The sequence below is a fragment of the Corynebacterium tuberculostearicum genome, from assembly GCF_022347235.1.
GTDB lineage: Bacteria > Actinomycetota > Actinomycetes > Mycobacteriales > Mycobacteriaceae > Corynebacterium > Corynebacterium tuberculostearicum_F.
In genome coordinates this window covers 50,483-76,183 of the sequence record NZ_JAKRDX010000013.1, presented here as the reverse complement: position 1 = coordinate 76,183, position 25,701 = coordinate 50,483, and the positions used below count along the sequence as shown (strand labels likewise).

General features: G+C 61.7%; 24 protein-coding genes and 1 tRNA gene. 10 read left to right on the top strand and 15 right to left on the bottom strand.

From position 1 onward, the window contains the following. The 3 genes from MHK09_RS08390 to leuA form a co-directional block, all read right to left on the bottom strand. Positions 1-1,925, bottom strand: a 1,925-nt coding sequence (locus MHK09_RS08390) for a hypothetical protein (protein ID WP_250413224.1), incomplete at its 3' end; no start/stop codon positions are given. 111 nt (positions 1,926-2,036) lie between these two features. Beyond that, the gene (locus MHK09_RS08385; protein WP_250413223.1) at positions 2,037-2,816 is read right to left on the bottom strand and encodes a hypothetical protein; all 780 of its coding nucleotides are present in this window, start codon (positions 2,814-2,816) and stop codon (positions 2,037-2,039) included. A gap of 57 nt (positions 2,817-2,873) precedes the next feature. Further along, positions 2,874-4,691, bottom strand: coding sequence for a 2-isopropylmalate synthase (leuA, locus tag MHK09_RS08380; RefSeq protein WP_250413221.1), 1,818 nt, complete (start codon positions 4,689-4,691; stop codon positions 2,874-2,876). 217 nt (positions 4,692-4,908) lie between these two features. Here leuA and MHK09_RS08375 point away from each other — a divergent pair, with 217 nt between their 5' ends. Continuing rightward, complete coding sequence (locus MHK09_RS08375; RefSeq protein ID WP_050780306.1) at positions 4,909-6,036, top strand: mannosyltransferase family protein; 1,128 nt, start codon at positions 4,909-4,911, stop codon at positions 6,034-6,036. Here the strand turns inward: MHK09_RS08375 and MHK09_RS08370 are convergent. Further along, positions 6,033-6,911, bottom strand: coding sequence for a DMT family transporter (locus tag MHK09_RS08370; protein ID WP_005323152.1), 879 nt, complete (start codon positions 6,909-6,911; stop codon positions 6,033-6,035). The two genes, MHK09_RS08375 and MHK09_RS08370, sit on opposite strands and share 4 nt — an antisense overlap. Positions 6,912-7,137: 226 nt before the next feature. Here MHK09_RS08370 and MHK09_RS08365 point away from each other — a divergent pair, with 226 nt between their 5' ends. Next, complete coding sequence (locus MHK09_RS08365; protein WP_005323151.1) at positions 7,138-8,403, top strand: aspartate kinase; 1,266 nt, start codon at positions 7,138-7,140, stop codon at positions 8,401-8,403. A 34-nt stretch (positions 8,404-8,437) separates the two neighbouring features. After that, entirely contained in the window at positions 8,438-9,469 is a 1,032-nt protein-coding gene (locus MHK09_RS08360) for an aspartate-semialdehyde dehydrogenase (protein WP_250413220.1), read from the top strand. A gap of 110 nt (positions 9,470-9,579) precedes the next feature. On the opposite strand, the gene MHK09_RS08355 is transcribed toward MHK09_RS08360, so the two are convergent. From MHK09_RS08355 to MHK09_RS08325, 7 genes are all read right to left on the bottom strand, one after another. Then, positions 9,580-10,980, bottom strand: coding sequence for a YkvI family membrane protein (locus MHK09_RS08355; protein WP_005327110.1), 1,401 nt, complete (start codon positions 10,978-10,980; stop codon positions 9,580-9,582). A 344-nt stretch (positions 10,981-11,324) separates the two neighbouring features. Beyond that, complete coding sequence (locus MHK09_RS08350) at positions 11,325-11,492, bottom strand: hypothetical protein (RefSeq protein WP_227909767.1); 168 nt, start codon at positions 11,490-11,492, stop codon at positions 11,325-11,327. Between the two features lie 163 nt (positions 11,493-11,655). Next, positions 11,656-12,018: a DoxX family protein gene (locus tag MHK09_RS08345; RefSeq protein WP_005292602.1), complete on the bottom strand. Its 363-nt coding sequence runs from the start codon at positions 12,016-12,018 to the stop codon at positions 11,656-11,658. After that, positions 12,015-12,590 carry a TetR/AcrR family transcriptional regulator gene (locus tag MHK09_RS08340; protein ID WP_005292598.1) on the bottom strand — a complete coding sequence of 192 codons (576 nt, stop codon included), beginning with the start codon at positions 12,588-12,590 and terminating at the stop codon, positions 12,015-12,017. Before MHK09_RS08340 ends, MHK09_RS08345 begins: the two co-directional genes overlap by 4 nt. 62 nt (positions 12,591-12,652) lie before the next feature. After that, entirely contained in the window at positions 12,653-13,042 is a 390-nt protein-coding gene (locus MHK09_RS08335; protein WP_005292595.1) for an NUDIX hydrolase, read from the bottom strand. 20 nt (positions 13,043-13,062) lie between these two features. Next, positions 13,063-14,247 (bottom strand): Nramp family divalent metal transporter, encoded by a 1,185-nt coding sequence (locus tag MHK09_RS08330; protein ID WP_011272788.1) that lies wholly within the window; start codon positions 14,245-14,247, stop codon positions 13,063-13,065. A gap of 124 nt (positions 14,248-14,371) precedes the next feature. Then, a complete protein-coding gene (locus MHK09_RS08325) occupies positions 14,372-14,914 on the bottom strand; it encodes an RNA polymerase sigma factor (RefSeq protein WP_005323148.1) in 543 nt (180 codons plus the stop codon). A 106-nt stretch (positions 14,915-15,020) separates the two neighbouring features. Here MHK09_RS08325 and MHK09_RS08320 point away from each other — a divergent pair, with 106 nt between their 5' ends. Continuing rightward, a complete protein-coding gene (locus tag MHK09_RS08320; protein WP_250413219.1) occupies positions 15,021-16,571 on the top strand; it encodes a catalase in 1,551 nt (516 codons plus the stop codon). Positions 16,572-16,659: 88 nt separating this feature from the next. Here MHK09_RS08320 and MHK09_RS08315 read toward each other — a convergent pair whose 3' ends face one another. Beyond that, positions 16,660-17,256 (bottom strand): hypothetical protein, encoded by a 597-nt coding sequence (locus tag MHK09_RS08315; protein ID WP_040424986.1) that lies wholly within the window; start codon positions 17,254-17,256, stop codon positions 16,660-16,662. 86 nt (positions 17,257-17,342) lie between these two features. On the opposite strand from MHK09_RS08315, the gene MHK09_RS08310 reads away from it, so the two are divergent. Continuing rightward, on the top strand, positions 17,343-18,791 hold the full coding sequence (locus tag MHK09_RS08310) for a hypothetical protein (protein WP_250413217.1): 1,449 nt from the start codon (positions 17,343-17,345) through the stop codon (positions 18,789-18,791). Positions 18,792-19,507: 716 nt separating this feature from the next. Here the strand turns inward: MHK09_RS08310 and MHK09_RS08305 are convergent. Continuing rightward, positions 19,508-19,584: transfer RNA gene (locus tag MHK09_RS08305), tRNA-Pro, on the bottom strand. 78 nt (positions 19,585-19,662) lie between these two features. Then, positions 19,663-20,553: a metallophosphoesterase gene (locus MHK09_RS08300; protein WP_250410959.1), complete on the bottom strand. Its 891-nt coding sequence runs from the start codon at positions 20,551-20,553 to the stop codon at positions 19,663-19,665. A 33-nt stretch (positions 20,554-20,586) separates the two neighbouring features. Here MHK09_RS08300 and MHK09_RS08295 point away from each other — a divergent pair, with 33 nt between their 5' ends. Then, positions 20,587-21,051: a GatB/YqeY domain-containing protein gene (locus MHK09_RS08295; RefSeq protein WP_250410958.1), complete on the top strand. Its 465-nt coding sequence runs from the start codon at positions 20,587-20,589 to the stop codon at positions 21,049-21,051. Positions 21,052-21,078: 27 nt separating this feature from the next. On the opposite strand, the gene MHK09_RS08290 is transcribed toward MHK09_RS08295, so the two are convergent. Next, the gene (locus tag MHK09_RS08290) at positions 21,079-23,592 is read right to left on the bottom strand and encodes a transglycosylase domain-containing protein (protein WP_250413216.1); all 2,514 of its coding nucleotides are present in this window, start codon (positions 23,590-23,592) and stop codon (positions 21,079-21,081) included. Between the two features lie 144 nt (positions 23,593-23,736). On the opposite strand from MHK09_RS08290, the gene MHK09_RS08285 reads away from it, so the two are divergent. The 4 genes from MHK09_RS08285 to MHK09_RS08270 are packed head-to-tail and all read left to right on the top strand — an operon-like array spanning position 23,737 to position 25,557. Continuing rightward, the gene (locus tag MHK09_RS08285) at positions 23,737-24,060 is read left to right on the top strand and encodes a WhiB family transcriptional regulator (RefSeq protein WP_005323132.1); all 324 of its coding nucleotides are present in this window, start codon (positions 23,737-23,739) and stop codon (positions 24,058-24,060) included. A gap of 45 nt (positions 24,061-24,105) precedes the next feature. Further along, entirely contained in the window at positions 24,106-24,264 is a 159-nt protein-coding gene (sp36, locus tag MHK09_RS08280; protein WP_005323131.1) for a Sp36 family protein, read from the top strand. Then, the gene (locus MHK09_RS08275; RefSeq protein WP_250413214.1) at positions 24,265-24,723 is read left to right on the top strand and encodes a RidA family protein; all 459 of its coding nucleotides are present in this window, start codon (positions 24,265-24,267) and stop codon (positions 24,721-24,723) included. It abuts the gene before it with no gap. Between the two features lie 18 nt (positions 24,724-24,741). Continuing rightward, entirely contained in the window at positions 24,742-25,557 is an 816-nt protein-coding gene (locus MHK09_RS08270) for an MBL fold metallo-hydrolase (RefSeq protein WP_239193741.1), read from the top strand. The last annotated feature ends 144 nt before the right edge of the window (positions 25,558-25,701 follow it).

Here is a 25,701-nt window from a genome sequence, read left to right as displayed (position 1 = left end):
GTCGAGGCTGCGGTGGTAGTTTCAGCCGTCGTTTTCTTGGAAGTTGTCTTTTCCGAGGTAGACGTGCTTGAGGTCGGCAGGTCGGACGGCTCGGCAGGCGAGGATGCCTCAGAGGACGGCTCTGCAGATGTCGTGCTCTTCGTGGACTCGGTGGTCTGGGAAGGCTCTGCAGCCTGGGTCGGCTTAGACGTTGGCTCGCTCGTGGCAGAACTGGTGGCGGAGCTGGAAGGTTCTGCGGTCTGCTTTTCTGTCGAGGCTGCGGTGGTAGTTTCAGCCGTCGTTTTCTTGGAAGTTGTCTTTTCCGAGGTAGACGTGCTTGAGGTCGGCAGGTCGGACGGCTCGGCAGGCGAGGATGCCTCAGAGGACGGCTCCGCAGATGGCGTACTCTTCGTGGACTTCGTGGTCTGGGAAGGCTCGGCAGACTGGGAGGACGAGGAGGTTGCGGTCGGCGCCTTGGCCGCTACCTGGGGTGCGGGTTCCGAGCTGGAGGATGGCGTCGAGGCAGGCGTGGTCCGAGACGGTGCGGGTGCCGGGGCAGAGGTTCGGACCGAGTCGACGTTGTCGGCTGCGGCACTGGCGGCAGCAGCGGCGGTGGAGGCGGCGCGAGAAATCGCGTCGGAACTGTCGCCGTGGTGGCCGCCGCGGGGTTCGCTGTGGTGGCCACGTCGGTTGTCGGAGGCAGCGGCCTGGGCACGGTCAGCATGAGGAGAGTGCGTCGCGCTGGGCTTTTTCGTGGTCTGCGAAGGGTAGGTGTGGTGGTGCGGTGCTGGAAAAGAGGGGGCGTCGGCAAGCGAGGGCTGAGCCGAGGTACCGCTGGTGGGGCCGGCATCGTGGATGCGCGGCGTGGCGGGGTGCGCGGGGCGCTTGGGGCCATTGCCGTCGAAGTGGGAAGAATGGTTGCCTTCCGGAGCAGGAGCGGTGGAATGCGCGTTGGTGTCCGAAAGGGCTTCGTCGTCGCTCAGCAGGTTGGTGGCCACGGTGGCACCGCCACCAACGAGCACGGCGACGCCGGCTGCGGCCAGCAGGTTCGAGGTCACGGCACCGGATGCGCCGGCGGCAGAGGCGACGCTGAAACCGCCGGTTGCGGAGGTGCCGGCGGTAGAGGCACCGGCAGCGGGGCCGCCGGGCACAGTGGATGCGGCCTGAGCGCGGGCTGCGGTAGCGGCGGACATGACGGCGGTGCCACCGGCGACGACACCCAAAATTAGGCCGGCGTGGTGCCTATTGGCGGCGTTGTGTGCGTAGACGGTGAGCGCGGGGCGGTCATCGGCGTTGTAGTGGAAGTAACCGTGGGCAATGGCGAGGCGGCCGGTCTTGGTGCAGTCGAGCACGGCAGGGGCGATCTCGCGGGCGGCCTCCCGGGGAAGGGAGCCCAAGAAGGTGCTATTGATATAGACGTCGACGGTATTGCGGCGCAGGAAACCGCGGGTGCGCAAAGAAACGAGGTAGTGCTCGTCGGTTTGCGGAAAGGCGGTGACGGCCTTGGAAAACTCCGTCAACGTGGCGGTGGTCTCGCCGGGCAGCATGGTCCAGCGCTGCGCTGGCGGGTTATTGGCGGGAATGCACAGGTGCGGCGCCGGCAGCAGCAGGTTGAGCGTGGGCCATTCTTCCCCAGCGGCATCCGTCATGCTCACATGGGCGGTGGCGCGCGGGTGCAGGCCGGCGCTGAGAATCCAGTCAAAGAGAGCGTAGGCCTGGGAATCGGCGGCGCTGAGGTGGCCCACAAGCGAGTCATCGATCCGAACCGCGAAGCCTTCCTCGGCGGTACGGGGGCCGAGTTCTGCGGATAGGTAACCATCTTCCGTGGCTGTGGATTCGAGCAAGCCGCTGAAAATCTCCGGCGACACATCCCCGACGGGCAGGTTATGGATCACGCCAAAACCGTGGTCAGGGACCACGTAGGTGGCGGAATCCAGCGAAGTCATTGGGGCCTTTCCATGCAAAACAATAGTTATTTTGCATTCTAAGCGTCTCTAGGGGCGATTTCCAATTTCCCAACCCGGCGAGAAAGGGGTGTTATCTTGCCCCAAAAGTTTCTACAGAATAAAAATAAGCACGGCGATAAGCGCTGCAATTACCAGCAGGGCAATGAGGGTGGGCCACCACTGCTGGCGGCGCGGTGCGGAGTCATCGACGTTGACGGCGCGGAAGCTCGTGGTTTCGAAGGTTTCGGTGGCGGCGGGGGAGGTAGGGGTGGCGTCGGCAAGCGAGGCTTCCTTTGAATCCGGCAGCGGCGCACCCGCATAGATACTGAGCACGCGGCCAGTGCTGCGCGGCGCATGGTAGGCGTGGGCTAGGGTTATGCCCTGCTTGGCGACGTCCACCCCTTCCAACCGCCCCACCCACCGCGGGCCCAAGTAGGCATCGGTGCCGGAACCGGTGGTGCTGGGTGAAAGCGTCACCAATACGTGCATGCGGGCCTGGGCGGGAATATCCAGATCTGCGGGGAGATCGGTGATATTGATGGGCGGGGCATAGCCCAGCATTGTCCACGGGCCCGCTGGCGGATTATTGGCCGGCAGGCAGAGGCCCGGCCGAGGTAGCAGCAGGGACAGGGATCCATCGGGCTGCGGCGCGGCCGTGGCTGCAGGGGTGAGCCCGGCGCGAAAGAGCAGATCTATCTCGGGGTACTCGGCGCGGTCTGCGCTGGTGATGTGCCCGATGGGGGAGTCGGTGTGCACCTCCAGGCCACCGTCCTGGCGGGGCGCCAAGGTGACGGTGAACTCTTGGTTTTCCTTCGTCTGCGCACCATAGATGGGCAGGGCCTGCACGGCGCCCAAGCCGCGGTGCGGAATGAGGTAGGTAGAAGAAGGCATACCCACCCTTCTACCACGCCGGGGCGCGGCGCTGGTGTGTAGCGCCGGCGAGCGCGCTTAGGCCAGGGCGCGGTTGACGGCGGAGTTAATCGCGTTAATGGAAGCCCGCGTGGTGGAGCCGGCGATGCCGGCGCCCCACACCTTGCTCTGGTTGACGTCGGCGGCGATATAGCAGGCGGCCTCGGCGTCGTCACCGGCGGAGCGGGACTGCTGGGAGTATTCCATGACTTCGAAGTCGATGCCCAGGGATTCCAGCGCGTTGGCATACGCCGCAATGGGGCCGTTGCCGGTGCCGGAGACGGTGGACTTTTCCCCGCGGAAGGCCACGGTGGCGGTCACGGCGACGTCACCGTCAGCGGCCGGGGAATTGTCTATGTGGAAGGCCTCCACGACCAGCGGGGTCTCGCGGTCCAGGAATTCGGTGGCGAAGATGTCCCACATATTCTTGGAATTGACCTCGCCGCCTTCGGAGTCGGTGATTTCTTGTACCACGGTTGAAAACTCCGCTTGCATGGCGCGCGGCATATTGATGCCGTGGTCGGTCTTCATGATGTAGGCAACGCCGCCCTTGCCGGACTGGGAGTTGACGCGGATGACCGCCTGGTAGTCGCGGCCCACGTCCATCGGATCGATGGGCAGGTAGGGAACCTCCCAGATGGCCTCGCGCAGTTCTTCCCACGAGACCTCGGTATTGTTCGCGCCGGGGCGGATGGTGGCCGCCAGCGCATCCAAGCCCTTGTTGATGGCGTCCTGGTGGGAACCGGAAAAGGCGGTAAAGACCAACTCGCCGCCGTAGGGGTGGCGCTCCGGAACGCGCAGCTGGTTGCAGTATTCGACGGTCTCGCGGATCTGCGGCAGATCGGAAAAATCGATCTGTGGGTCCACGCCCTGGGTGAGCATGTTCAGGCCCAGGGTAATGAGGTCAACGTTGCCGGTGCGCTCGCCGTTGCCAAACAGGCATCCTTCGATGCGGTCCGCCCCGGCCATGAAGCCCAGCTCGGCAGCGGCGATTCCCTCGCCGCGGTCATTGTGCGGGTGCAGCGAGAGCAAGATGTCCTCGCGGCGGGCCAGGTTGCGGTGCATCCACTCGATGGAATCGGCGTAGACATTGGGTGAAATCATCTCCACGGTGGAGGGCAGGTTGATGATCATCGGATTATCCGGGGAGGGGTCCATGATCTCTACTACCTCATCGCAAACCTCGCGGGCGAAGTCCAGCTCGGTGCCGGTAAAAGATTCGGGGGAGTACTCCCAGCGCCACGTGGTGTCTGGGTAGTCCGCGGCGATGGATTTGATGAGCTCGGCGGCGTCGGTAGCCAGCTTCTTAATGGCGGGCTTGTCCTTGCGGAAGACCACACGGCGCTGCAGCTTCGAGGTGGAGTTATAAAAGTGCACGATGACGTTCTTGGCGCCCTCACAGGCCTCAAAGGTGCGGCGGATCAGGTGCTCGCGGGCCTGGACTAGGACCTGGATGGTGACGTCATCGGGAATCTTATTGCCCTCGATGATTTCGCGGACGAAGTTGAAATCGGTTTGGGAAGCGGACGGGAAGCCGACCTCGATTTCCTTGTAGCCCATCTTGACCAGCAGGTCGAACATGCGGTGCTTGCGCTCTGGGCTCATGGGATCAATCAGCGCTTGGTTGCCATCGCGCAGATCCACCGCGCACCACTGTGGGGCGTGGGTGATCTTCTTGCTGGGCCACGTGCGGTCCGGCAGGTCGATGTCTTCCACTTCGACGGCGAAGGGCTGGTAGCGCTCGTGGGGCATGGCGGAGCCGCGCTGCTTATTCCACGCGGGCTGTCCCTCGCGGCGTGGGCCGTTAGGGGTGGTGATATCGCGAGGGGCGCTGATAAAAGAGTCAGTGGGGGACATGCTGCGGTTTCCTCTTCTGTGGTGTCTATGGGGAGACGGCCAGCTGGGCTTGGGCAGCCGGACTCCGCGACGGGGCGCTGGCCAGTGCTTAGGCCGAAATCCCGCCGCGGCAGATAAGGAGTAGGTCAATCCGCTGTGTCATATCGGTCACACTACAGGCTCTCTCACTATGTGACAAGAGATTTCATTCAATGAGACACGGCGGCGGTACGGTACTATGCCTTTCGTGTCTACAGCCCGCCATGCCGCACCCACCTCACCGTCCTTACTGCGCTCCTTGTGGGCGCCTGCCGCGCTCGTTGCGCTCATCGGCGCCGCACTGCGCGTGGGCGTGCTCGCGGCCGTGGCCGCCGTGCAGGACGATAAGCTCTGGGGCCTGCTTAATAAGTGGGACGCCAAGCACTACGTAGAAATCGCCCGCGGCGGGTACTTCGGCGCGGATATCTCAACGGATGGGCCGGTCCATGAGACGACCATGGCCTTCTTCCCGGGCTTTCCCTTCCTGGTGCGTGCGGTGAGCGGCATCCTGGGAACCGGCGAGGCCGGCACTGCCATCGCGCTCAACGTGCTCTTTAGCATCGCGCTGGCCGCCGGGGTGATGGCCCTGGCCGCGCAGATGGGCATGGGGAAGTGGGCCCAGGTACTCAGCGCCGTAGTGGTAACTAGCGCGCCGATGTCCATCGTGTTTTCTATGCCGTATACCGAGGCGCTTTTCGGGGCACTGGCTATCTGGGCGGTGGTGGCGCTGGTGGGCGAGCGCTGGTGGGCCGCCGCGGCGTATATCTTTGTGGCCGGGCTCGTGCGTCTTACCGCGGTGGACCTCGTTGCGGTCTTTGGGCTTATGGTGCTGCTGCGGGCCCGAAAGGACTGGCGAGCCTGGGCCGCGGTGGCGTTTTCGGTCGTGCCGCTGGTGGGCTATTTGTGGTGGTCGAGCAGCCACTTGAAAGAGGTCGGCGGCTACTTTGGTATCCAGAAAGAACATTGGAATTCCGGCTTCGATGGCGGCAAAGCCACGGTGGTGTGGCTGTGGGAGACGCTCACCGGGGCCACCAATGGCGGCTACCTGCTCAGCGCCGGCGTAATGATCGCTGCCCCGGTATGCCTGGTGCTGGCGTGGCGCCGCCTGCCGTTGGCGGCCTGGCTATTTTCCGCCGTCCTCATGGCCAATGTGCTGCTTTCTGATGGCATCATGCACTCGCGGCCCCGGCTGCTCCTGCCGGCGGTGATCGTGTTGTTGCCGTGGGTGAAAAAGGGGGCGTCGGCAAGCGTTGCGGTTATTGCCTGGGCCCTGTTTGGCGCGTGGTTTTCGGCCTACATGCTCGGCGTATTTGAGTGGGCCATCTAGCCGCGCTGGCTTACCGGGCTGCGGGAGAGCACGATGGTGGACAGCACCATGACGGTCAGGGCGATGAGCATAATTGCCCAACCGACGGCCGTATCGATGAGGAATTTCTCTCCCAGAACCATGTATCCCAAGCCGAAAGCCACGATGGGCTCAAAGATGGTCATGGCCGGCAGGGAATGGGCCAGGGGGCCGGCGTTGAAGGAATATTGCTGTACCACCGTGCCGGTGAGCGCGAGGCCGATGAGGCCGTAGAACTGCCAGCTGGCCAACAGGGTGGTGAGGCCTTCGTGGGTGAAAATATCCACCACGGCCTTCGAGAGCAGGGCGACGAAGCCATAGATAACGCCGCAGGCCGTGCCCAATGCCAAGGGGCGCTGATCTGGTAGCTTTGCGGCTGCTGCGCCGAGGATTGCGAGGGTGGCCAACCCCACGAGGAGCGCCGGCCACCAGTCGCTCCATTCGGGGCGGGGATTGCCGGCAACCGGCCGGCCGTAGATGACCATGATGCCCACCGCGATGGTCAGCGCAATGGACCAGAAAACTTCGTGGAAGGGCATCTTGCGGCCGGAGTACCACGCCGATAGCGGCAGGGTAAACATCAAGGACAGCACCAAGATGGGCTGGACCACCAGCAAGGTGCCGAAGCCGAGCGCGATAACCTGCAGGCCATAGGCGCCAATCGCGGCCGCGGTGCCCACCCACCACAAGGGATTAGACATGGCGGCGCGCATGACCGAATCATCGGCGTCGAGGGCAATGCGGTGGCGGATGACCGTGCCCCAAGCAACCGTCAGCGCGGATGCGAGCGCGAAAAAGATGGCGAGGAGGTTGCTTAACACCCGCTCAACGGTAGTAAAGATTCCTGTTATATGCATATTCTGCGCTGTATGGCGCGCGTTTTTCTCCTTGGAGGCGGCCGGCGCATGGCGCGCTTTACCCTTGAGGCGTGTGAATAAAAAGCAAGCATTGTCTAGGAATTATGATGAGGACTAGACCCCTGCGGGGTAGCATGGGTATTTGACTAGTGACCGACAGGTATTTCTGGCGGTGTGCAGACGCGCGCCAGGGGTGCCTTGAAAGACGAAAGGCGGCATCCTTACCGTGGCCCTGATCGTGCAAAAATATGGCGGTTCATCCCTCGAATCCGCAGACCGCATTCGCGCCGTTGCGGAGCGCATCGTGGCCACCAAGAAGCAGGGCAACGACGTCGTCGTGGTGTGCTCCGCCATGGGCGATACCACCGATGAGCTGCTCGACCTTGCCGCCCAGGTCAACCCCGTGCCACCACGGCGCGAAATGGACATGCTGCTGACCGCCGGCGAGCGCATCTCCAATGCGCTGGTGGCCATGGCCGTGGAATCCTTGGGTGCCCATGCCCAGTCCTTTACCGGCTCCCAGGCCGGCGTGCTTACCACCGAGCGCCACGGCAATGCCCGCATCGTGGACGTTACCCCAGGCCGCCTGACTGAAGCGCTGGATGAGGGCAAGATCTGCATCGTCGCCGGATTCCAGGGAGTTAATAAGGAATCGCGCGATGTCACCACGCTGGGCCGCGGCGGTTCCGATACCACCGCGGTGGCGCTAGCGGCCGCGCTGAATGCGGACGTGTGCGAGATTTACTCCGATGTCGATGGCGTGTATACCGCAGACCCGCGCATCGTCCCGGACGCGCAGAAGCTAGACAAGCTCTCCTTTGAGGAGATGCTGGAGATGGCCGCGGTAGGTTCCAAGATTTTGGTTCTGCGCAGCGTGGAGTACGCCCGCGCGTTCAATGTACCGTTGCGAGTTCGCTCGTCTTATTCAAATGACCCCGGCACCCTAGTTACCGGATCGATGGAGGATATCCCTGTGGAAGAAGCAGTACTCACTGGTGTAGCAACCGATAAGTCCGAGGCAAAGGTCACCGTCCTTGGAATCCCGGATCGCCCCGGGGAGGCGGCGAAGGTTTTCCGTGTCATTGCTGATGCAGAGATCAATATTGACATGGTCTTGCAAAACGTCTCCTCCCTGGAGGATGGCACCACCGATATCACCTTCACCTGCCCGCGTGCCGACGGCCCACGCGCCATGGAGCTGTTGACCAAGCTGAAGTCCGAGGGCGGCTGGGCCAATGTGCTTTACGACGACCAGGTGGGCAAGGTCTCCCTCGTCGGCGCCGGCATGAAGTCCCACCCGGGCGTGACCGCCGAGTTTACCGAGGCCCTGCGCGACGTCGATGTCAATATGGAGCTCATCTCCACCTCCGAAATCCGCATATCCGTGCTCACCCGCGAGGCCGACCTGGATAAGGCCGCCCGTGCGCTGCACGATAAGTTCCAGCTTGGTGGCGAAGAAGAAGCCACGGTTTATGCTGGAACCGGACGTTAAATACCCAAAAGCAACTACAGAGGATTTTTAAGTCATGACCACTGTTGCAGTCGTAGGCGCTACCGGCCAGGTCGGCCGCGTTATGCGCTCCATCTTGGAAGAACGCAATTTCCCGGCGGATAAGGTGCGCTTTTTCGCCTCGTCTCGCTCCGCCGGCACCGAGCTGGAATTTCGCGGCGAACAGATTACCGTAGAAGACCTCGCTGAGGTCACCGAACAATCCGTTGCCGACGTCGATATCGCCTTGTTCTCCGCTGGTGGCTCCACCTCCAAGCAGTGGGCCCCGGTCTTCGCCGCGGCCGGCGCGACCGTGGTGGATAATTCCTCGGCCTACCGCAAGGACCCAGAGGTTCCCCTCATCGTTTCCGAGGTCAACCCGCAGGAGGCGAAGAACACCCCGAAGGGCATCATCGCGAACCCGAACTGCACCACCATGGCTGCCATGCCAGTGCTGAAGGTCCTCCACGATGCCGCTGGCCTGAATAAGCTCCACGTGTCCTCCTACCAGGCGGTGTCCGGATCCGGTCTGGCCGGCGTGCAGACGCTGGCCGCGCAGGTCTATTCCGTCGGTGATCACAATGTGGGCTTGGTTCACGATGGTTCCGCGCTTAATGAAGAAGACTTTGGCCCGTACGTGGCACCCATCGCTTATAACGCCCTGCCGATGGCCGGAAACCTCGTGGATGATGGCTCCCTAGAGACCGACGAGGAACAAAAGCTGCGCAACGAATCCCGCAAGATTCTAGACATTCCGGAGCTGAAGGTAGCGGGCACCTGCGTGCGCATCCCGGTCTTCACCGGCCACACCCTGACCATTCACGCCGAGTTCGATAAGCCCATCACCCCAGAGCAGGCCACCGAGCTTTTGGGTGGCGCTCCGGGCGTTACGCTTGCCGACGTCCCCACTCCGCTCGCCGCCACCGGCATCGACGAGTCCTTGGTCGGCCGCATCCGCCAGGACCAAACGGTGGACGATAACAAGGGCCTGGTACTCGTCGTGGCCGGCGATAACCTGCGCAAGGGCGCTGCTCTCAACACCATCCAGATTGCAGAGCTGCTCGTCTAGCACAGCGCTACTTCGCCGCCTGTCGCATTACAAAGCTCGGCGCCCTCCTTTCCTAATAGCAAGGGAAGGAGGGCGCCGAGCTTTTGGCCTATCAGCCGTGGACGAGGGGGCTAGTCCTCAGAAACCGGCTTGGCGGTGCCAGTGCCGGAGTCGGCACCAGTGCTCTTCTTGCCAAAGTCGAGGTCGCTAGTGGACGACGGAACCTCCGGCTTGGTGTGCTGCACGTAGGTCACGGACGGCTCCGGATCTTCGCGGTCGTACTCAATATCATCATCATTTTCGAGCTCCTCGTGGATCTCTTCTGCGATATTGGTAACGAACTCGGTGGTTTCCATATTGGATGCTGCAGCCAGCTTGCGCAGCTCGCGCTCGTTCTTCTTGGTAAAGCGCTTGCGCGGGTCCAAGCGGCGGGACACCAGCTCGTGTGCGCGCATGCGGCGGTCAGACTCGTCCGAGAGCTTGCTGCCGTTCTTGATGCGGTTGAAGACCATCACCACGATCATCAGCAGTCCGAGGTAGCCCAGGATCGGGTAGACGTTGCTGACCAAGGCCTGAAAGCCCACGAAGGACAAGATGAAGCCGATGATGCAGGCGCCGGCATAAACCGGGTAGAAGCGCTTGGGGTTATTGCGGGTCAAGCGCTTGCCCAGCGCGTAGAACATGCCGATGGCGGTATTAAAGACCATGCCATAAATGACAAAGGTCATCAGTACGCCGAGTACCGGGTGGATGCTGGTAATCAGGCTTAGCACCGGCATATCCTGGCCGTTGACGGTCTCGGCCTCGAAGAAGAGCGCAAAGACCAGCAGGGCCAACAGGATTAGGTAGAGCAGGCCGCCAATGAGGCCACCGATGCCGACTGCACGGTTATCCAGGAAGTTACCGCCAATAACGATGGACATGGATACTGCCGTCATCACGTTCAGGCCGGTGTAGTTCAGTGCGGCTAGCCACCAGTTAGGCAGCGAGGTATCAACATTGTTGACCGCCCAGTCATTCATGGCAGAGAAATCAACGTCTGCGTTCAAGATGGTATAGCCGGTGGCAATCACCACAAAGATGATGATGAATGGGGTGATGGTACCGATGACCGCGGTTACGCGGTCGACATCCATGAGGCCGACGAGCAGCACCAAAATCAGCATGGCGGTGGCGCCCACCCACACGGGGATGGACGGGAACTGCTGATTGATATTCGCACCACCGCCGGCAAACATGACGAAGCCGATGGCGAACAAGGTCACCAGGGTGGACCAGTCCAAAATCTTGGCGGTAAATGGCGATGCGACCTTGTCGTAGACAGCGGTGTGCTCCTCGGCTTGGAAATACGAGCCGAGCTGCAGGATGGAGATGCCGGTGATCATCATCAAACCAGCGGCTAGGGCGATACCCCACAGGCCCCAGTTACCAAAGGCCACAAAGTACTGCATGGCCTCCTGGCCGGAGGCGAAGCCTGCGCCCACGACGACGCCGATAAACGCCATGGAAATTCCGATTGCGCGTTTTAACATGAAAGGGAGAAACTCTCTTACTCACACGCGCCGGGCCCGCCATTGGTATCGCGCGGGCCCGGATCGACGGTCGATTTATCACGTGTGTTCACATCTAATAAACCACACATCGGACAGGTATTTCGGGCAAGAATCGCCACAACTGTGGTCTCGTTCACCCCGGCCGTAGTACGCAAAGTGCAGCTAAGTGCCAAATTTTGGGACCCGTGGGGCGAAAGGTAACCGTTGCCACAACATCCAGGAGTCCAATTGTTTCATGCCGATTTAGAGCACTACTTAGCCATTGTTGAGCGGGTTTATGTTGCGGTGCAGCGGAGTGGAAGGCATAAACGAGAATGTTGACATCAGGAATGATCATCGAGTACCGCCCACACAGCTTCTTTGTTGCTGAGATCAACTAGAGCCGGTCCGCCGCAATCGAAGGAGGGCAGGTTAACGGGGGTGTCTTCGGTACTGATGCGGGCTTCCTTCTTGAGGGCAGCGCGGACCGCCTCTTCGACGTATGAGCTCAAAGTGACATTGTTGGCTTTGGCTTGGACCTTCGTTTCTTCAAGGAGTTTCGGCGGGAGGTTTATCGTCGTGCGCATACCTTTAGGGTAGAAAGCATCAAGTCATCATTCAAGAGGTGCAATGATGTATCTGCCTTCAGGAAGCCGTGAAAGGTTGACTGGTGTCTTAATTCAGTGCGAGCGTCAGGATCAGTACTCCGATGGAGAATGCGAGCATGCCTAAGCAGTTGATCCAGAATGCGCTACCGAGGAAGTGGGCGCGGACATGGGCTGCTGCGGCCGCGCAGAAATAGGCGATGACTCCAATCATGGCTGTGATTCCTACGCCGGGGAACCAGAGGCCGGCAATGAGTCCTACGGCGGCGAGGCACTTGATGACAATGAGCGCCCACCACCAGTCCTTGGGGAGTTTGACGCCGCTGAGGCAGGCTTCGATGAAGGGGACTGGTTTGAGGGAGAGGGCGGCGTCGCCAAGCAGAATGGCTGCTAGTAGAAGGGAGGGCCAGGCTGGGGAAGATTCTAGGATCATTGGGTTACTCCGAATGCGGTGTTGAGGCGTTCGATCGATGAGGCGGCTTGGGATGTGAGGTGCTCGGTGTCGTAGATTCCGGCGGCCCAGCCGATGAGTAAGCCGAGGTAGACGTTGTACAGCAGGTCGGCGTACTCGGCCGCATCGGCGCTGCTGAGCCTGGTGCCGAGTCGCAGGGTGATTTCATCGGTCAGGAGCGTTTTGAGTGCGGTGAGCGCTTCGCCTTGATTGCCTTGTTGGATGAGTGCTGCGCCAAAGGCGCGGGAGAGCTCTTCGTGGCCGGTAAACATCTGGAGGAAAGGTCTCAGGACATCGAGAAGGCTATCGGATTGTCCCCGGATGTCATCGTGGAGTTCTGAAATGTGTTGGCCAATGGTGCGGATGAGCAGCGTTTGTTTGTCGCCGACTCCCATGACGGTTCCCACGCTAACGCCAGCTTCGGATGCGATAGTCCGGATGCTGGTGGTGGCGTAGCCCTGAGTGAGGAAGAGTTCGTAGGCGGTGGCTAGGACCTTGCTGACGGTGCCAGCTTTGGCGGCCGAGCGCGATGAGTGAACGTGTTCAGTGAACATGTTCAAAAGGGTAGCTCTTGATGGTTTCGAGGTCAATGACGCCGAAGTGTTGACAGTTGGCGCTAGGCCAGCGTGGGGAAGACGCGGTCGCGCAGCAGGTGTGCAAGCTCGCGGTCGGGGGCTGCTGGGTTGACCCAGGCGGTGTCGCCGATTTCGGCGGCGGCATGGGGTTCGTCGGCGGTGACGGTGCGGGTGTAGGTGAAGATGGTGCCGACGACGACCTCGCCCGGTTCGTTGGCGGCGGGAGCGTCGAAGGTGCCGAGTTTGTTGAGGCTCTCGGCGTCGAGGGTGAGGCCTACTTCTTCGGCAACTTCGCGCAGGGCGGCGTCGACAAGCGCCTCGCCCGCCTCGGGCTTGCCGCCGGGCAGTTGGTACTTGGTGGAGGACTTCTTGCGCACGGTAAGCACGTGGCCTTGTGGGTTGCGGATGACGACGGCTGCTACTTCAATCATGGCTGCTGATTGTAGGCGGCCTAGAGCAGCGGCAGGAGCACGAGGGCGAGATTGAGTGCGATGACCAGCGCGGCAAGCGTCCAGCCCACGGCCATAGACCAGGGTTTCGCGGCGAACTCACCCATGACGTCCCGGGAGCCGGCATAGCGGAAAAGCGGGATGATGGCGAAGGGGATGCCCAGGGAAAGAAGTGCCTGGCTGACCACCAGTGCCATAGTGGGGTCGACCCCGCAGCCGATGATGACCAGCGCCGGGATGAGCGTGACCAGGCGGCGGACTAGTAGGGGGACCTTGATGTGAAGCAGGCCGTCCATGATTTCGGAGCCGGCGTAGGCGCCCACTGACGTCGAGGCGAGGCCGCTGGCCAGCAGGCCGATGGCGAAGAGAACGCCGGCCAGCGGGCCGAGGTGGCTGGCAATCGCCGTGTGGGCCCCGGAGATGGTCTCTGTGCCGTCCACGCCGTAGAGGGCCGAGCCCGCCAGGACCAGCAGGCCCACGTTGACGAGCCCGGCGATGGACAGCGCCACGGCGATGTCCGCGCGGGTGCCGGCCAGCACGTGGGGGATTTCCAGGTCGGGGTAGCGCTGCTTGGTCAGGGAGGAGTGTAGGTAAATGGCGTGCGGCATGACGGTGGCGCCCAACATGGAGGCGGCCAGCAGGATGCTGTCCTTGCCCTCTAGGCGGGGGATGAGGCCGCCGGCCACGTCGGCGGGGTCGGGCGGGGCGATGGCGAGGCCGGCAAGGAAGCCGATGCAGATGACCAGGAGCAGGCCGATGACAAGCCCCTCGAACCACTGGTTCTTCTTCTGGAAGATGAGGAGAATGATGGAGACCGCGCCGATGATGAGCGCGCCCGCGAACAGGGGGAGGTTGAAGAGGAGTTGCAGGGCAATGGCGCCGCCGATGACTTCGGCGAGGTCGGTGGCCGCGGCGATGAGCTCGGCCTGGGCCCACATGCCTAGGCGCGCGCGGCGGGAGAGACGCTCGCCCATGATTTCCGGCAGGGAGCGGTGGGTGACTAGGCCCAGTTTGGCGGAGTGGTACTGGATGAACATGGCCATGAGGTTGGCCACGACGAGTACCCACACCAGGAGGTAGCCGTAGTGGGAGCCGGCGCTGATGTTGGCGGCTACGTTGCCGGGGTCGACGTAAGCCACTGCAGCAACGAAGGCGGGGCCGGTGAGGCTGATTAAGGTCTTACGCATAGGCATCTCCATACCAAAAGTTCAACTACTTGAAGTCTAGTTTTCATCGCCATATGTTCAAGCCAGAGCGTAACAATTTGGGAGTGAAATTAACTCCGCAATCACAGGGGACTATTTGGGGGTATTAACCTGTCCCCGCAATGAGATCCTTGCGGGCGCGCGCCACTCGGGAGCGGATGGTGCCCACGCGCACGCCGGCAATCTTGGCCGCCTCCTCATAGGTATAGCCCAGCACTTGAGTAAGGATGAGGGCTTCGCGGCGGTCGGCCGGGAGGGCGTCGATAAGCGTACGCGCGTCGATCCACTCGCTCCACGCCGCGGATTCTTCCGGCGCCGCGCCCATTGCGTCCTCATACTCCGTGGCAGACTTTCGCGGCCGGGCCATATCGTGGCGAATATTGTCCACCCACACGCGCCGGGCCAAAGAGAGCAGCCACGTGCGCGCGGAGGACCGCGCGGCAAAGCGCGGCAGGGCGCTGATGACGCGCAGATAGGTCTCCTGGGTGAGATCGTCGGCCCCCTCGGGCCCGCCCAAGTGCGCCAGCAAGCGCCACACATCATCCTGGGTGGCCTTGATAAACTCCGTCAGCGCCGCGCGGTCGCCGCGACCGGCCCGAAGGGCGAGGTCGGTGACGCGGGCGTCGTCTGCTGCGGAGTGGTGAGTCACCTGAATGAATCTACCAGCACCCTTTACTCTCTTTGGCGAGCCCTGACAACCGTGCAAAGTTTTGCCACACTGGGAAGAACTGACCGCGAATTGCCAGGAGGCAAAAATGAGTGACTTTACCGCTGATGACATCCTGAACAAGGGCCAGCGCCCCGCTGGCAAGGGAAATACCACTCGTCCCTCGGGCCAGCCGGTGCCGTCCGAAAATACCTCGGTGACCGCCGGCCAGCAGGGCCCAGTGGCGCTCAATGATATCCACCTCATTGAAAAGCTCGCGCACTTCAACCGCGAGCGCGTGCCGGAGCGCACGCCGCACGCTAAGGGCCACGGCGCCTTTGGCGAGCTGCACATCACGGAAGATGTCTCTGCCTATACCAAGGCCAAGGTCTTCCAGAAGGGCACCGTCACCCCGATGATGGGCCGCTTCTCCACCGTGGCCGGCGAGCAGGGCTCCCCGGATACCTGGCGCGATGTGCACGGCTTTGCCCTGCGCTTCTACACCGAGGAGGGCAACCTCGACATCGTGGGCAATAACACCCCGGTATTCTTCATCCGCGATGGCATTAAGTTCCCAGACTTCATCCACTCCCAAAAGCGCCTGGGCACCAATGGCCTGCGCGATGCCGATATGCAGTGGGATTTCTGGACCCGCAACCCGGAGTCTGCACACCAGGTCACCTATCTGATGGGTGACCGCGGCACCCCGAAGTCCACCCGCCACCAGAATGGCTACGGCTCCCACACCTTCCAATGGGTCAATGAAGAAGGCGAGGCCTTCTGGGTCAAGTATCACTTCAAGTCCCGCCAGGGCGTGGAGAACTTCACCGATGAGGAGGCCACCACCACCGCCGGCCAGAACCCGGATTGCCACCGCGAGGATCTCTACAACGCCATCGAGGAGGGCAACTACCCGATCTGGGACGTTAAGGTGCAGATCATGCCGCTGGATGAGGCGGAGAAGTACCGCTTTAACCCCTTCGACCTGACCAAGGTTTGGTCCAAGAAGGACTACCCGCTGCACGATGTGGGCTACTTTGTGCTCAACCGCAACCCGCGCAACTTCTTCGCGCAGATTGAGCAGGTAGCACTCGACCCGTCCAATATCGTGCCGGGCGTTGGCCTGTCTCCGGATAAGATGCTGCAGGCTCGCGTCTTTGCTTACGCTGACCAGCAGCGTTACCGCATCGGCGCGAATTACAAGCAGCTGCCGGTTAACCAGCCGCAGAATGTGGACGAGGTCAATACCTACGAGCACGAGGGCAGCATGCAGTTCCTCTTCAATGCTCCGGAGGATCCGGTCTACTCGCCCAACCGCCACGACAAGGGTACGGGCGTGCTTGACGACGCCGCTGTAAACGACCGTTCCCAGCTCGAGACCACCACCGCGGCAGAGCTCTACATCAATCCGGAGTCCCACGGCAGCGACTTGGTGCGTGCACCGTACGTTCGCCACGCCGAGGACGATGACTTTGTGCAGGCGCGCGACCTGTACGAAAACGTCTATGACGATGCCGCCAAGGAGCGCCTGGTCACCAATATCACCAACGCGATGGCCGGCGTATCCGAGGAGACCGAGGAGCGCGTCTACGAATACTGGACCAACGTGCACCCAGCTCTTGGCCAGCGCGTGCGCGAGGTCTACGCCGAGAAGAAGTAACCCTTCCCCGGCAGCGCCTGTGCGCTAACGACGCCGCCCCCGTACCGAGTTGCTTTACTGCACGGTACGGGGGCGGTTTGCTGTGCGGCTAGTCGCAGCGGCGCATCTTTTCCGTAACAAAGGCGGGAGCGCCCTCGGCGGCCCACTTATCCACGTCGTAGCACGGGGCGGCCATGCCGGAGGTTGCCTCGCCAATGGATTCAATGGCTACCCACTGGCCGCCCTCGTAGCGCGCCCAAGCAGTCCAGTCCGTGCTGTCTTTGGCAAAGTGGGCCCACTGGCCATCGCAGTTATTGACTCGGATATTGGTCATGGTGGGAGCTGCGGGCTGTAGCGCTTCTGGGGAGCAGTCGCCGCGGCCGGTGTCGGCGGGTACGGCGGCCGGGGCTTCGCTTTCCGCGTTGCCGGATTCCGCGGTCTCCTCAGCGGGAGCTGCCTCTGCAGAAGTGGGCTCGGCCGCTGCGGTCTCGGTGACGGTGTCTGCGGCTTCCGAGGTAGCGGGCTCGCTCGTGGTTTCTTCGGATGAGGTCTCCTCGGCCGACGAGCTTGCGGCGGTGGCGTCGGAGAACTCCGGTTCTGCCGAGGTATCGGCGTCGTTGGAGCAGGCAACAAGGCTGAAACACAGCGGCGCGATGGCCGCAGCGGCGAGGTAGCGGGAAGGGGCAAGGGAATAATTGTGGGACATGCCATACATCGTAGAGGAACTGCCATTGCGGGGGTGCTCGGCGCGCCTGCAACAGGGGAGTGACCTGCGAGGATAGGTTCAGTACCATGACCTCACGCCTTGCCTCCCCAGACGCTGCGTCCCCCTCCCGGTGGCGCAGCGTCCTCTTGATCCTCCTGCTCGCCCTGCCGCTCATTATTGGCGCTGCGGTGGCGGGCCTTGCGCAGTGGGAACCCGCCCACACCTGGTCTAGCGCCGCGCAGCCGTTTGGAGCGCCGCGGGAAAATTCCGCCTCCCCAGAGGTGAAGGAAGCCGCCGAGGCGGCCAGCCGCGCGCAGGCACAGGCGAGCATGCTTAAATCGGGCGCCACGCAGCTTAACGACGGCACGGGGGAGCTGAATAAGGGGGCGGATGAGCTTGGAGGGGGCGTCGACAAGCTGGCGACGGGCTCCCAAGAACTGGTAGCTGGCCTCAATCAGCTGCAGTCCGGAACTAATACGCTCGGTGGTGGTGCAACGGAGCTGGCCAATGGTGTCGGCGGTGCCGTGGACCAAGTGGTGGGTCTCGGTGCTGTCCAAGGGCAGATTCTGCAGGCCATCGATGGCACGATGCGCGACCTGGAAGGAAATAAGTCCAAGGAAGCGAAGGAAATTCGCTCGCAGCTGGGCGATCTCCGTGCGCAGGTGAATAATTTCCGCCTGGATAATTCGGTGACCGATCAGCTCAAAAAGCTCAAGGACGGCTCGCGCGATCTATCCAATCAGTTGGCGGTCAACGGCTATGCCTATCACGATGGCGTGAACCAGGCCGTATCCGGTGCGCAGGAGCTTAACGAGGGCATCGCGGAGCTCAACAAGCGCGTCGGTGAGGCGCAGGAGGGCGTGGACAAGCTTGACGACGGCGCCGGCAGGCTTTCCACCATGGCAGCCCAAAACCAGACCAATGTGGGTGACATTCAGCGCGCCCTGCCGCCGGCGCATACCGCGACCGACGGACCTGCACATCTGCTCAGCCCCATCGTGGCGATGTTGGTCTCCGCCTTGGTCCTGCTCGCAGGCGCCGCGTCCGGTGTGGCCTGGCAGGTGGGGTTCCGCCCATGGCTGACGGTCTTCGGCGGCACGCTGGCCGCGGTCGCCATCGGCGAAATCCTCCTCTTTGTGCTTGCCACCGGATTTACCCCTGTGGCGGCGGTGTGGGCCGGCGCGGCGCTCCTTCTGGGCGCGCTGTCCATGGCGGTCATCACCCGTGGCCTACTCGGGCTATGCGGTATTACTGCCGGCAGCATCCTCGCGGCGCTGTTTGGCATAGGCCAGACCGCTCTGGTGGGGTGGCTGTGGAAATCCGCGGCAATTGCCGGTGTTTCTAAGGTTTGGCAGATTGTTTCTAATCTTTTGCCACTGAATTGGACTACCGCGGCCGTCACGGCGGCGGGTAACGAAGGCGAACAGGCCGTCTTGTGGACCGGCGTTGCGGTATTGCTCGCCATCACTCTCATTGGGCTGAGTGCAAAGTGGTGGGCTCCATCCACAGGAAAATTCAAACCTACGGTTCATTAGGTCTGAAAAAGCACACCTAAGAATAAGAAACATTGGTGGAAACTGGGAATTTTGATTCGCGCTACCGTTTGCATTGTGCGAGTGCTACAGTTGGTCTTGCTCACAAAGCCTACTTAGGGGGTAGGCGAACGGTTTCTCCAATCCGTTGTGAGTGATAGGGAATAGGGACGACGCGGCGCTGTAGGGGCACCGCGTCGTTTCCCATATGTGGGGTGTCTAGCTGCAATTTTTCGCGGAAAAATCCGTGCAATTCCTTGAATGCTTTTGCTGGGGTGGGGATTTTCTCAAGCAGTGCGAACTGCTTCGCGGTGACGATTGTCTATAGGAAATTCAATTCAAGCCGGTGTGGGCTTTGGGGGCAGCCGTAGGCCGCCGATAGCCGAGGTTTAACCTAGGGCACACTCGCTTGCCCGCGTAGCGTAGGGCATGGCAGATCGTCGGCGTGTGAAGCGCCACTAAGGGGTCCTAGTCGGGCTTGCGGCCATGGGTCCGACGCTCACCTCTGCGGCGGCGGGAATTGTGATCCGCGGCCGAGTAAATCCCATTGTTTCTATGGGGCTGGTACCCGTCGTTGGTGCCTTGATACGTGGATTTGGTCTAGGTGAAAAACATCTGACTTTTCAGCGAGGTTTAAGTTCAGCGCTCAAGAGCACCCGGGGAAATGCAGGAATGCTGGCGTAAAAACGAAAAAGGCCCGCAGCAAAGCTGCGGGCTGTTGGTCGGGATAACAGGATTTGAACCTGCGACCTCTTCGTCCCGAACGAAGCGCGCTACCAACCTGCGCCATATCCCGGCGTTCCGCCTTGAAAAGCGGTACCTGGATACTTTAACGCAAGCTGAGCGCAATCAACAAAACGGCAGGTGGCTGGGTTTAGTCCACCTCGGTGATTTTCAGCAGAGTGGCGGAAGGTCGGCAGAAAATGCGCACCGGGGCGAATTTGGAGGTGCCCAGGCCATTGGAGACATGCATCTTCATCGGGCCGAAGTCGTGGAGGCCCTGCACGCGGTCGCGGTCGATGCCGCAATTGGTAACCAGTGCGCGGGAACCGGGCAGGCAGATCTGGCCGCCGTGGGTGTGGCCAGACAGCGAGAGCTGGTAGCCATCGTCCGCAAACTTTTCCAGCACGCGGGGCTCGGGGGCGTGGAGGAGCGCCAGGGACAAGTCGGCGTCCTCGTTGGGCGGGCCGGCGATTTCGGAGTAGTCATCCAGATCGTGGTGCGGATCGTCCACGCCGGCGGCGGCAAGGCGGACATTGCCCACCTTGAATTCATGCCGGGCCTGGTTGGCATCGCGCCAGCCGTGCTCCAAGAAGGCGGCGCGCATACCGCGCCACGGCAAGTCCACATAGGAGGGCTCGCGCTTTTTGCCCAGCAGGTACTTGAAAGGGTTGACCGGCTGCGGTGCCCAGTAATCATTGGTGCCGAAGACGAAGAGGCCGGGGCGGGCCAGCAACGGGCCGAGGGCACGCAACGTATCGGGAACGGCCTGCTGATCGGAGAGATTATCGCCAGTGTTGACCACGAGGTCCGGCTCTAGGGCGTCGAGGGCAGAAACCCAGGCAATCTTGGTCTCCTGGCCGGGGATCATATGCAGATCAGACAGATGCAGCAGCCGAAATTCTGGCTTGCCACGCAGCGTGCCCTTGGGTAGGAGGGGGAGCGTATATTCCTTGAGCTCGAATTTGGTCAGTTCGCTATAGCCCCATGCCGCGGCGCCCAGGCCGGCAGCGGTGAGGCCGCCAAGAATACGTAAAAGTTTCACGGCTACCACACTACCTGGCGTACATTGATAGGCATGAGCGAGCTAAAGCAAACCATCCGTGCAGATCTGAAAACCGCAATGAAGGCCAAGGAGAAGCAGCGCACCAGCGCCATCCGCGCCTTGCTGGCTGCCATCCAGGCCGAGGAGACTAATGGCTCCCGGCATGAGCTGGAGGACGCCGATATCCTCAAGGTGATTGCGCGCGAAATCAAAAAGCGCCGCGAGTCCGCCGAGGTCTATGAAGAAAATGGCCGTCCAGAGTTGGCTGAAGCCGAACTTGCCGAGGTCCCCTTCTTCGAGGCCTACCAACCCCGCCAGCTGGACGAGTCTGAGCTTAAGGCCCTAGTGAAGGAATCTATCGCGGAGGTTGAGACCGAAAACGGCGAAGCACCCACCATGAAGCAGATGGGTGCAGTAATGAAGGTGGCCAATGCCAAGGCCGCCGGCCAGGCAGATGGCAAGCGCCTGTCCGCCGAGGTCAAGTCCCAGCTGAGTTAAAGCGGGCCAGACCGCAATGGGCGAGGCCTAGCGGCCAAGGAGGCTGCGGACGTCGTTGGCAAAGCTATCGATGTCCTCTTGGCGGATGCCAAAGTCTTCCGGCGAGAACCCGCCGCCGGTATCGGTACCGCCACCGTCGTTGCCCGTTCCGCCGCCTGTGTCGCCAGTCGAGCGGCTCGGGCTCGTAGCACCGTCGGCATTACCGCCGCCGGTGCTATTTTGTGCGCCGGTGGAGTTGGCGTCGGCCACGCCGGAGGAGGGGGATTGGGAGGCCCCGGCGCCGTCGGAAAGCTGCAGCGTAATCTCCGCGCCCTTCTTCTTGCCGTCCTTGCCGGTAATCGCGCGAACCACGCGGCCATAAGGAACATTGCCGCCAATGACCCGGGAGGTCTTGACCACGTAGCCCTTGGACTCCAAGGTCTGGCGGGCCTCGGCCTCGGACTTGCCGCGCAGGCTATCAAGGGTCTTATCGGCCGTGGTGCCGTTGTCGTACTTCTTGTTGTAATTCGGCAGCCCGGCCTTGGTAGCTATCGGCAGCTGCGTAGCCATGCTGAAGAAGGTCTGCGCCGGCTCCAAGCCGCCGTAGAGGTTGCCCCAACCCGCGCACTGGCGCACCGGCCCGGTACATAGCGGGACGGTGGAGGTGCCATCGTTATAGATATACGGTGCGGCGGAAATGCCCTCGTTGAATCCCAAGAATGCGGAGGACTGGTTGGACTCGGTGGTACCGGTCTTGGCCGCGATTGGGCTGGAATAACCGGCCGCTTGGGCGGCATCCTTGGCGGTGCCTTGCTTGGCGTCCTCAGACAAGGCGTTGCTCATCGCACGGGCTACGTCCTTATCAACAGCCTGCTCACACGGGGTTTCCTTGAGATAGACCTCGTTGCCTTCCTTATCCGTGACCTGGGAGATGGGGTTGGGCTCGCACCACTTGCCATCGGCGGCCAGCGTGGCACCCACATTGGAAAGCTCCAGCGGGTTGACCTGGTCCGGGCCCAAGGTGAAGGAGCCGGAGTTGGCGTCCTTGGTGTGCTGGGCAATCGAGGTGTCTTTATCAAAGCTGCCCTTGTCATCGTAGGAGCGCAGGCCCAAACGCACGGCCATATCGACGATGGGTGCCACGCCTACCTGCTCCGTGAGCTTGATAAACGGCGTATTGGGGGAGTGTGCCAGCGCTTCCTGCAGCGTCATCGTGGCCTTATAGGCACCAGCGTTTTCCACGCAGTAGCGGTCCGCCGGGCAGCCGGCGGCGCCGCCGTGGCCTAGGCCCTCCGCCTCGTAGCGGGTGGGCACATCCACGGTGTTTTTGATGCCATAGCCCGCTTCGAGCGCGGCCGCGGCGGTAAAGACCTTGAAGACGGAACCTGCACCGTTGCCCACCAAGGAGTAGGGCTGTGGCAGGATGGTCTCATTTTTATCCAGGTCCAGGCCGTAATCGCGCGAGGAGACCATGGCCAGTACCTTGCGGTCCGACCTGCCGGGCTTGATGACGTTCATGACTTCAGCCACGCCTTGGGCATCAGGATTGGTATGGCTTTGGACGGACTCGAGGGCCTTATCCTGCACCGCTGGGTCCAGCGTGGTTTTGATGGTGTAGCCACCGCGCGCCAGCTGCTCCTCGCTAATGCCCTTCTTATCCAGGTATTTCAATACATAATCACAGAAGAAACCGCGGTCGCCGGCGCCGATGCAGCCATTGGCCAGCGTTTTGGGCTTCTTGCCGACGCCCAGCTTCTCCCCCTTATACCTATCCGCTTCCTGTTGCTTGATATAGCCGTTATCCGCCATGGATTGCAGGACGAGGTTGCGCCGCTCGGTCACTTCCTCGGCATTGGTATAGGGATTGAGGCGCTCAGAGGATTGGACCATGCCGGCCAGCATCGCTGCCTGCGGCACCGTGAGCTCGGAAGCATGCGTGCCAAAGTAGGTGCGGGCCGCCGCCTCGACGCCATAGGCATGGTTACCAAAAGAGACCAGGTTGAGGTAGTTGGTGAGGATGTCATCCTTTTCCAATTCCTCGTCCATCTTGGTGGCCATGCGCATCTCGCGCAGCTTGCGGGCCACGGATTGTTCGGTGGCCGCGGCGCGCTCTTCATCGGTGGTGGCAGAGACCAGCAAGAGGTAGTTCTTGACGTACTGCTGATCGATGGTGGAAGCGCCCTGGGAGACGCCGCCCGACGTCAGGTTTGTCCACAGGGCACGGAAATTGCCTTGGAAGTCCACGCCTTCGTGATCATAAAAACGCTCGTCCTCAATGGAGACGATGGCATTTTTCATGGCCTTAGAAATCTTCTTGCTCTCCACCGGGTGGCGGCGCTGGCTGAAGACATAAGCCATGTCCTTGCCCTTGGCGTCTTTGATCGTGGTGACGCCTGGAATATTGCCGGCAGTCAGATCTTGCAGGTCAGATTGCATGGTTTCGTTAGTGCGGGCAATCGCCACGCCGGAAATGCCCGCGAAGGGGGCAAGAGCCAGGGCGATGAGCGCGCCTACCAAGACCGTAGACAGGGCTATCTTGGCCAAAGATTTGATGACAGTCACGCCCCATACCCTACGTGGTCGCCCTTGGTAGGTGGAAGATCACTCGCACCCCCTAAAGTGTGACGTGTTAGACAATCTTCGGCCCGGATGAATAGACTTAGATGCGTTACATAGTATTCCGTCTGGGAAGGAGCACACTCACCCATGACCGTTCGTGTGAAGACTGCTGGAATGTCTAATACAGCCCGAAATCCCGAGCGTGGTGAGTGGGTCACCCAGGCCAAATGCCGCAAGGGTGACCCGGATGCCCTCTTCGTTCGCGGTGCGGAACAGCGCAAGGCGGCCGTCATTTGCCGCCACTGCCCGGTGCTGACCGAATGCCGCGCCGACGCCCTGGATAATCGCGTCGAGTTCGGCGTGTGGGGCGGGCTGACCGAGCGCCAGCGCCGAGCCCTGCTGCGCAAGAACCCCCACATCACGGATTGGGCTCACTACTTGGCCCAAGGTGGCGAGCTCGTCGGGATTTAGGAATTTAGACGGCGTGGGGCGTATTTAATAGTTAGAATGGGCCCCATGACTAAATGGGAATACGCAACCGCACCTGTTCTTACCCACGCCACCAAGCAGATCCTCGATTCTTGGGGTGAAGATGGCTGGGAACTGGTCACCGTCACCCCGGGTCCTAACCCGGAAAACGTCGTGGCCTACTTCAAGCGCGAGGTGGCAGAGTAAATGGGCTTTCATGCTCGCTTGCGGGAGCTGGGGTATGAGCTACCGGGCGTCGCCAAGCCGCTAGCGTCCTATGTGCCGGCCGTGCGCGTGGGTGATCAGGTCTGGACCTCTGGCCAGCTTCCCCTCGTGGAAGGCGCCCTGCCGCTGACCGGCAAGGTTGGCGCCGAAGTCACCACGGAACAAGCCCAGGAACAGGCACGCATCGCGGCGCTGAATGCGCTTGCCGCTATTGATGCCGAAGTTGGCTTGGACAATGTCTCCCGCGTGGTAAAGATCGTAGGGTTTGTGGCCTCCGATCCGTCCTATGAGGAGCAACCGGCAGTAATCAATGGTGCCTCCGATTTCATCGGTGAGGTCTTTGGGGATGCTGGAAAGCATGCTCGCTCCGCCGTGGGCGTGGCCGCGTTGCCTAAAAACGCCCCGGTAGAGATCGAACTAATCGTAGAAATTACTGCTTGATCGGATAGGCTAGTAACTATGGAGCACCCCGCATATAGTCAATTGCGTCCCGTCAGCCAATCCGTTGGCGTAGTCCTTTGTGATAACCCCAGCTACACCGCCCTTGAGGGTACGAATACGTGGATTATTCGCGCCGCTGAAGACTCTCGGGCGATCGTCGTGGATCCGGGTCCTGAGGATGAAGGCCATCTCAACGTTGTGCACCGCAACGCAGGTGAGGTGGCTTTGATTTTGATTACCCACCGCCACGATGACCACGCTTCGGGCGCACAACGCTTGCGGCAGATGACTGGCGCCCCCATCCGCGCCTTCGATCCGAGCTACTGCAATGGTGCCGAGGCCCTCCAGGACGGCGAGCACATCTCCCTCGATGGCATCACCCCAAGTCTCGAGGTCGTGCACACCCCAGGCCATACCGCGGATTCCACCTGCTTTTTTGTGTGGAGCGGTGAGGTAGGAAATTCCCGCCTCGAAGGCATTATCTCTGGTGACACCATCGCCGGCCGCCACACCGTTCTGCTTTCGGAGACGGACGGTAACTTGGCCGATTACCTGCACACCCTCGACACCTTGGAAGAGCGCGGCAAGGATATTGCGCTGTTCCCAGGGCACGGTCCGGACTTGGATGACACCTCTCAGGTGGCCCGCAAGTACATTGACCGCCGCCACTACCGCCTTGACCAGATTAAGGAGATCCGCTCCCGCCTAGGCGATGATGTGGATCTGAATACCCTGGTCAACGAGATGTATGACGATGTGGACCCAGTGCTGCGCCACGCTGCGGAGCAGTCCACGCGCACCGCGCTGAAGTACTTGGACGGCGAGGCTAAATAAGCCTGTTTCCGTTCGCCCCTCTTCCTCTTTGGTGGGAAGAGGGGCTTAATTGTGCTGTGGGCTGAGGCAGGAGGCGCGCAGGGCCGACGTACGGCCGCGGTGGGGCGGGGCCCGTAGGCGGTGCGGAGTGGAGCGCACCGCGGC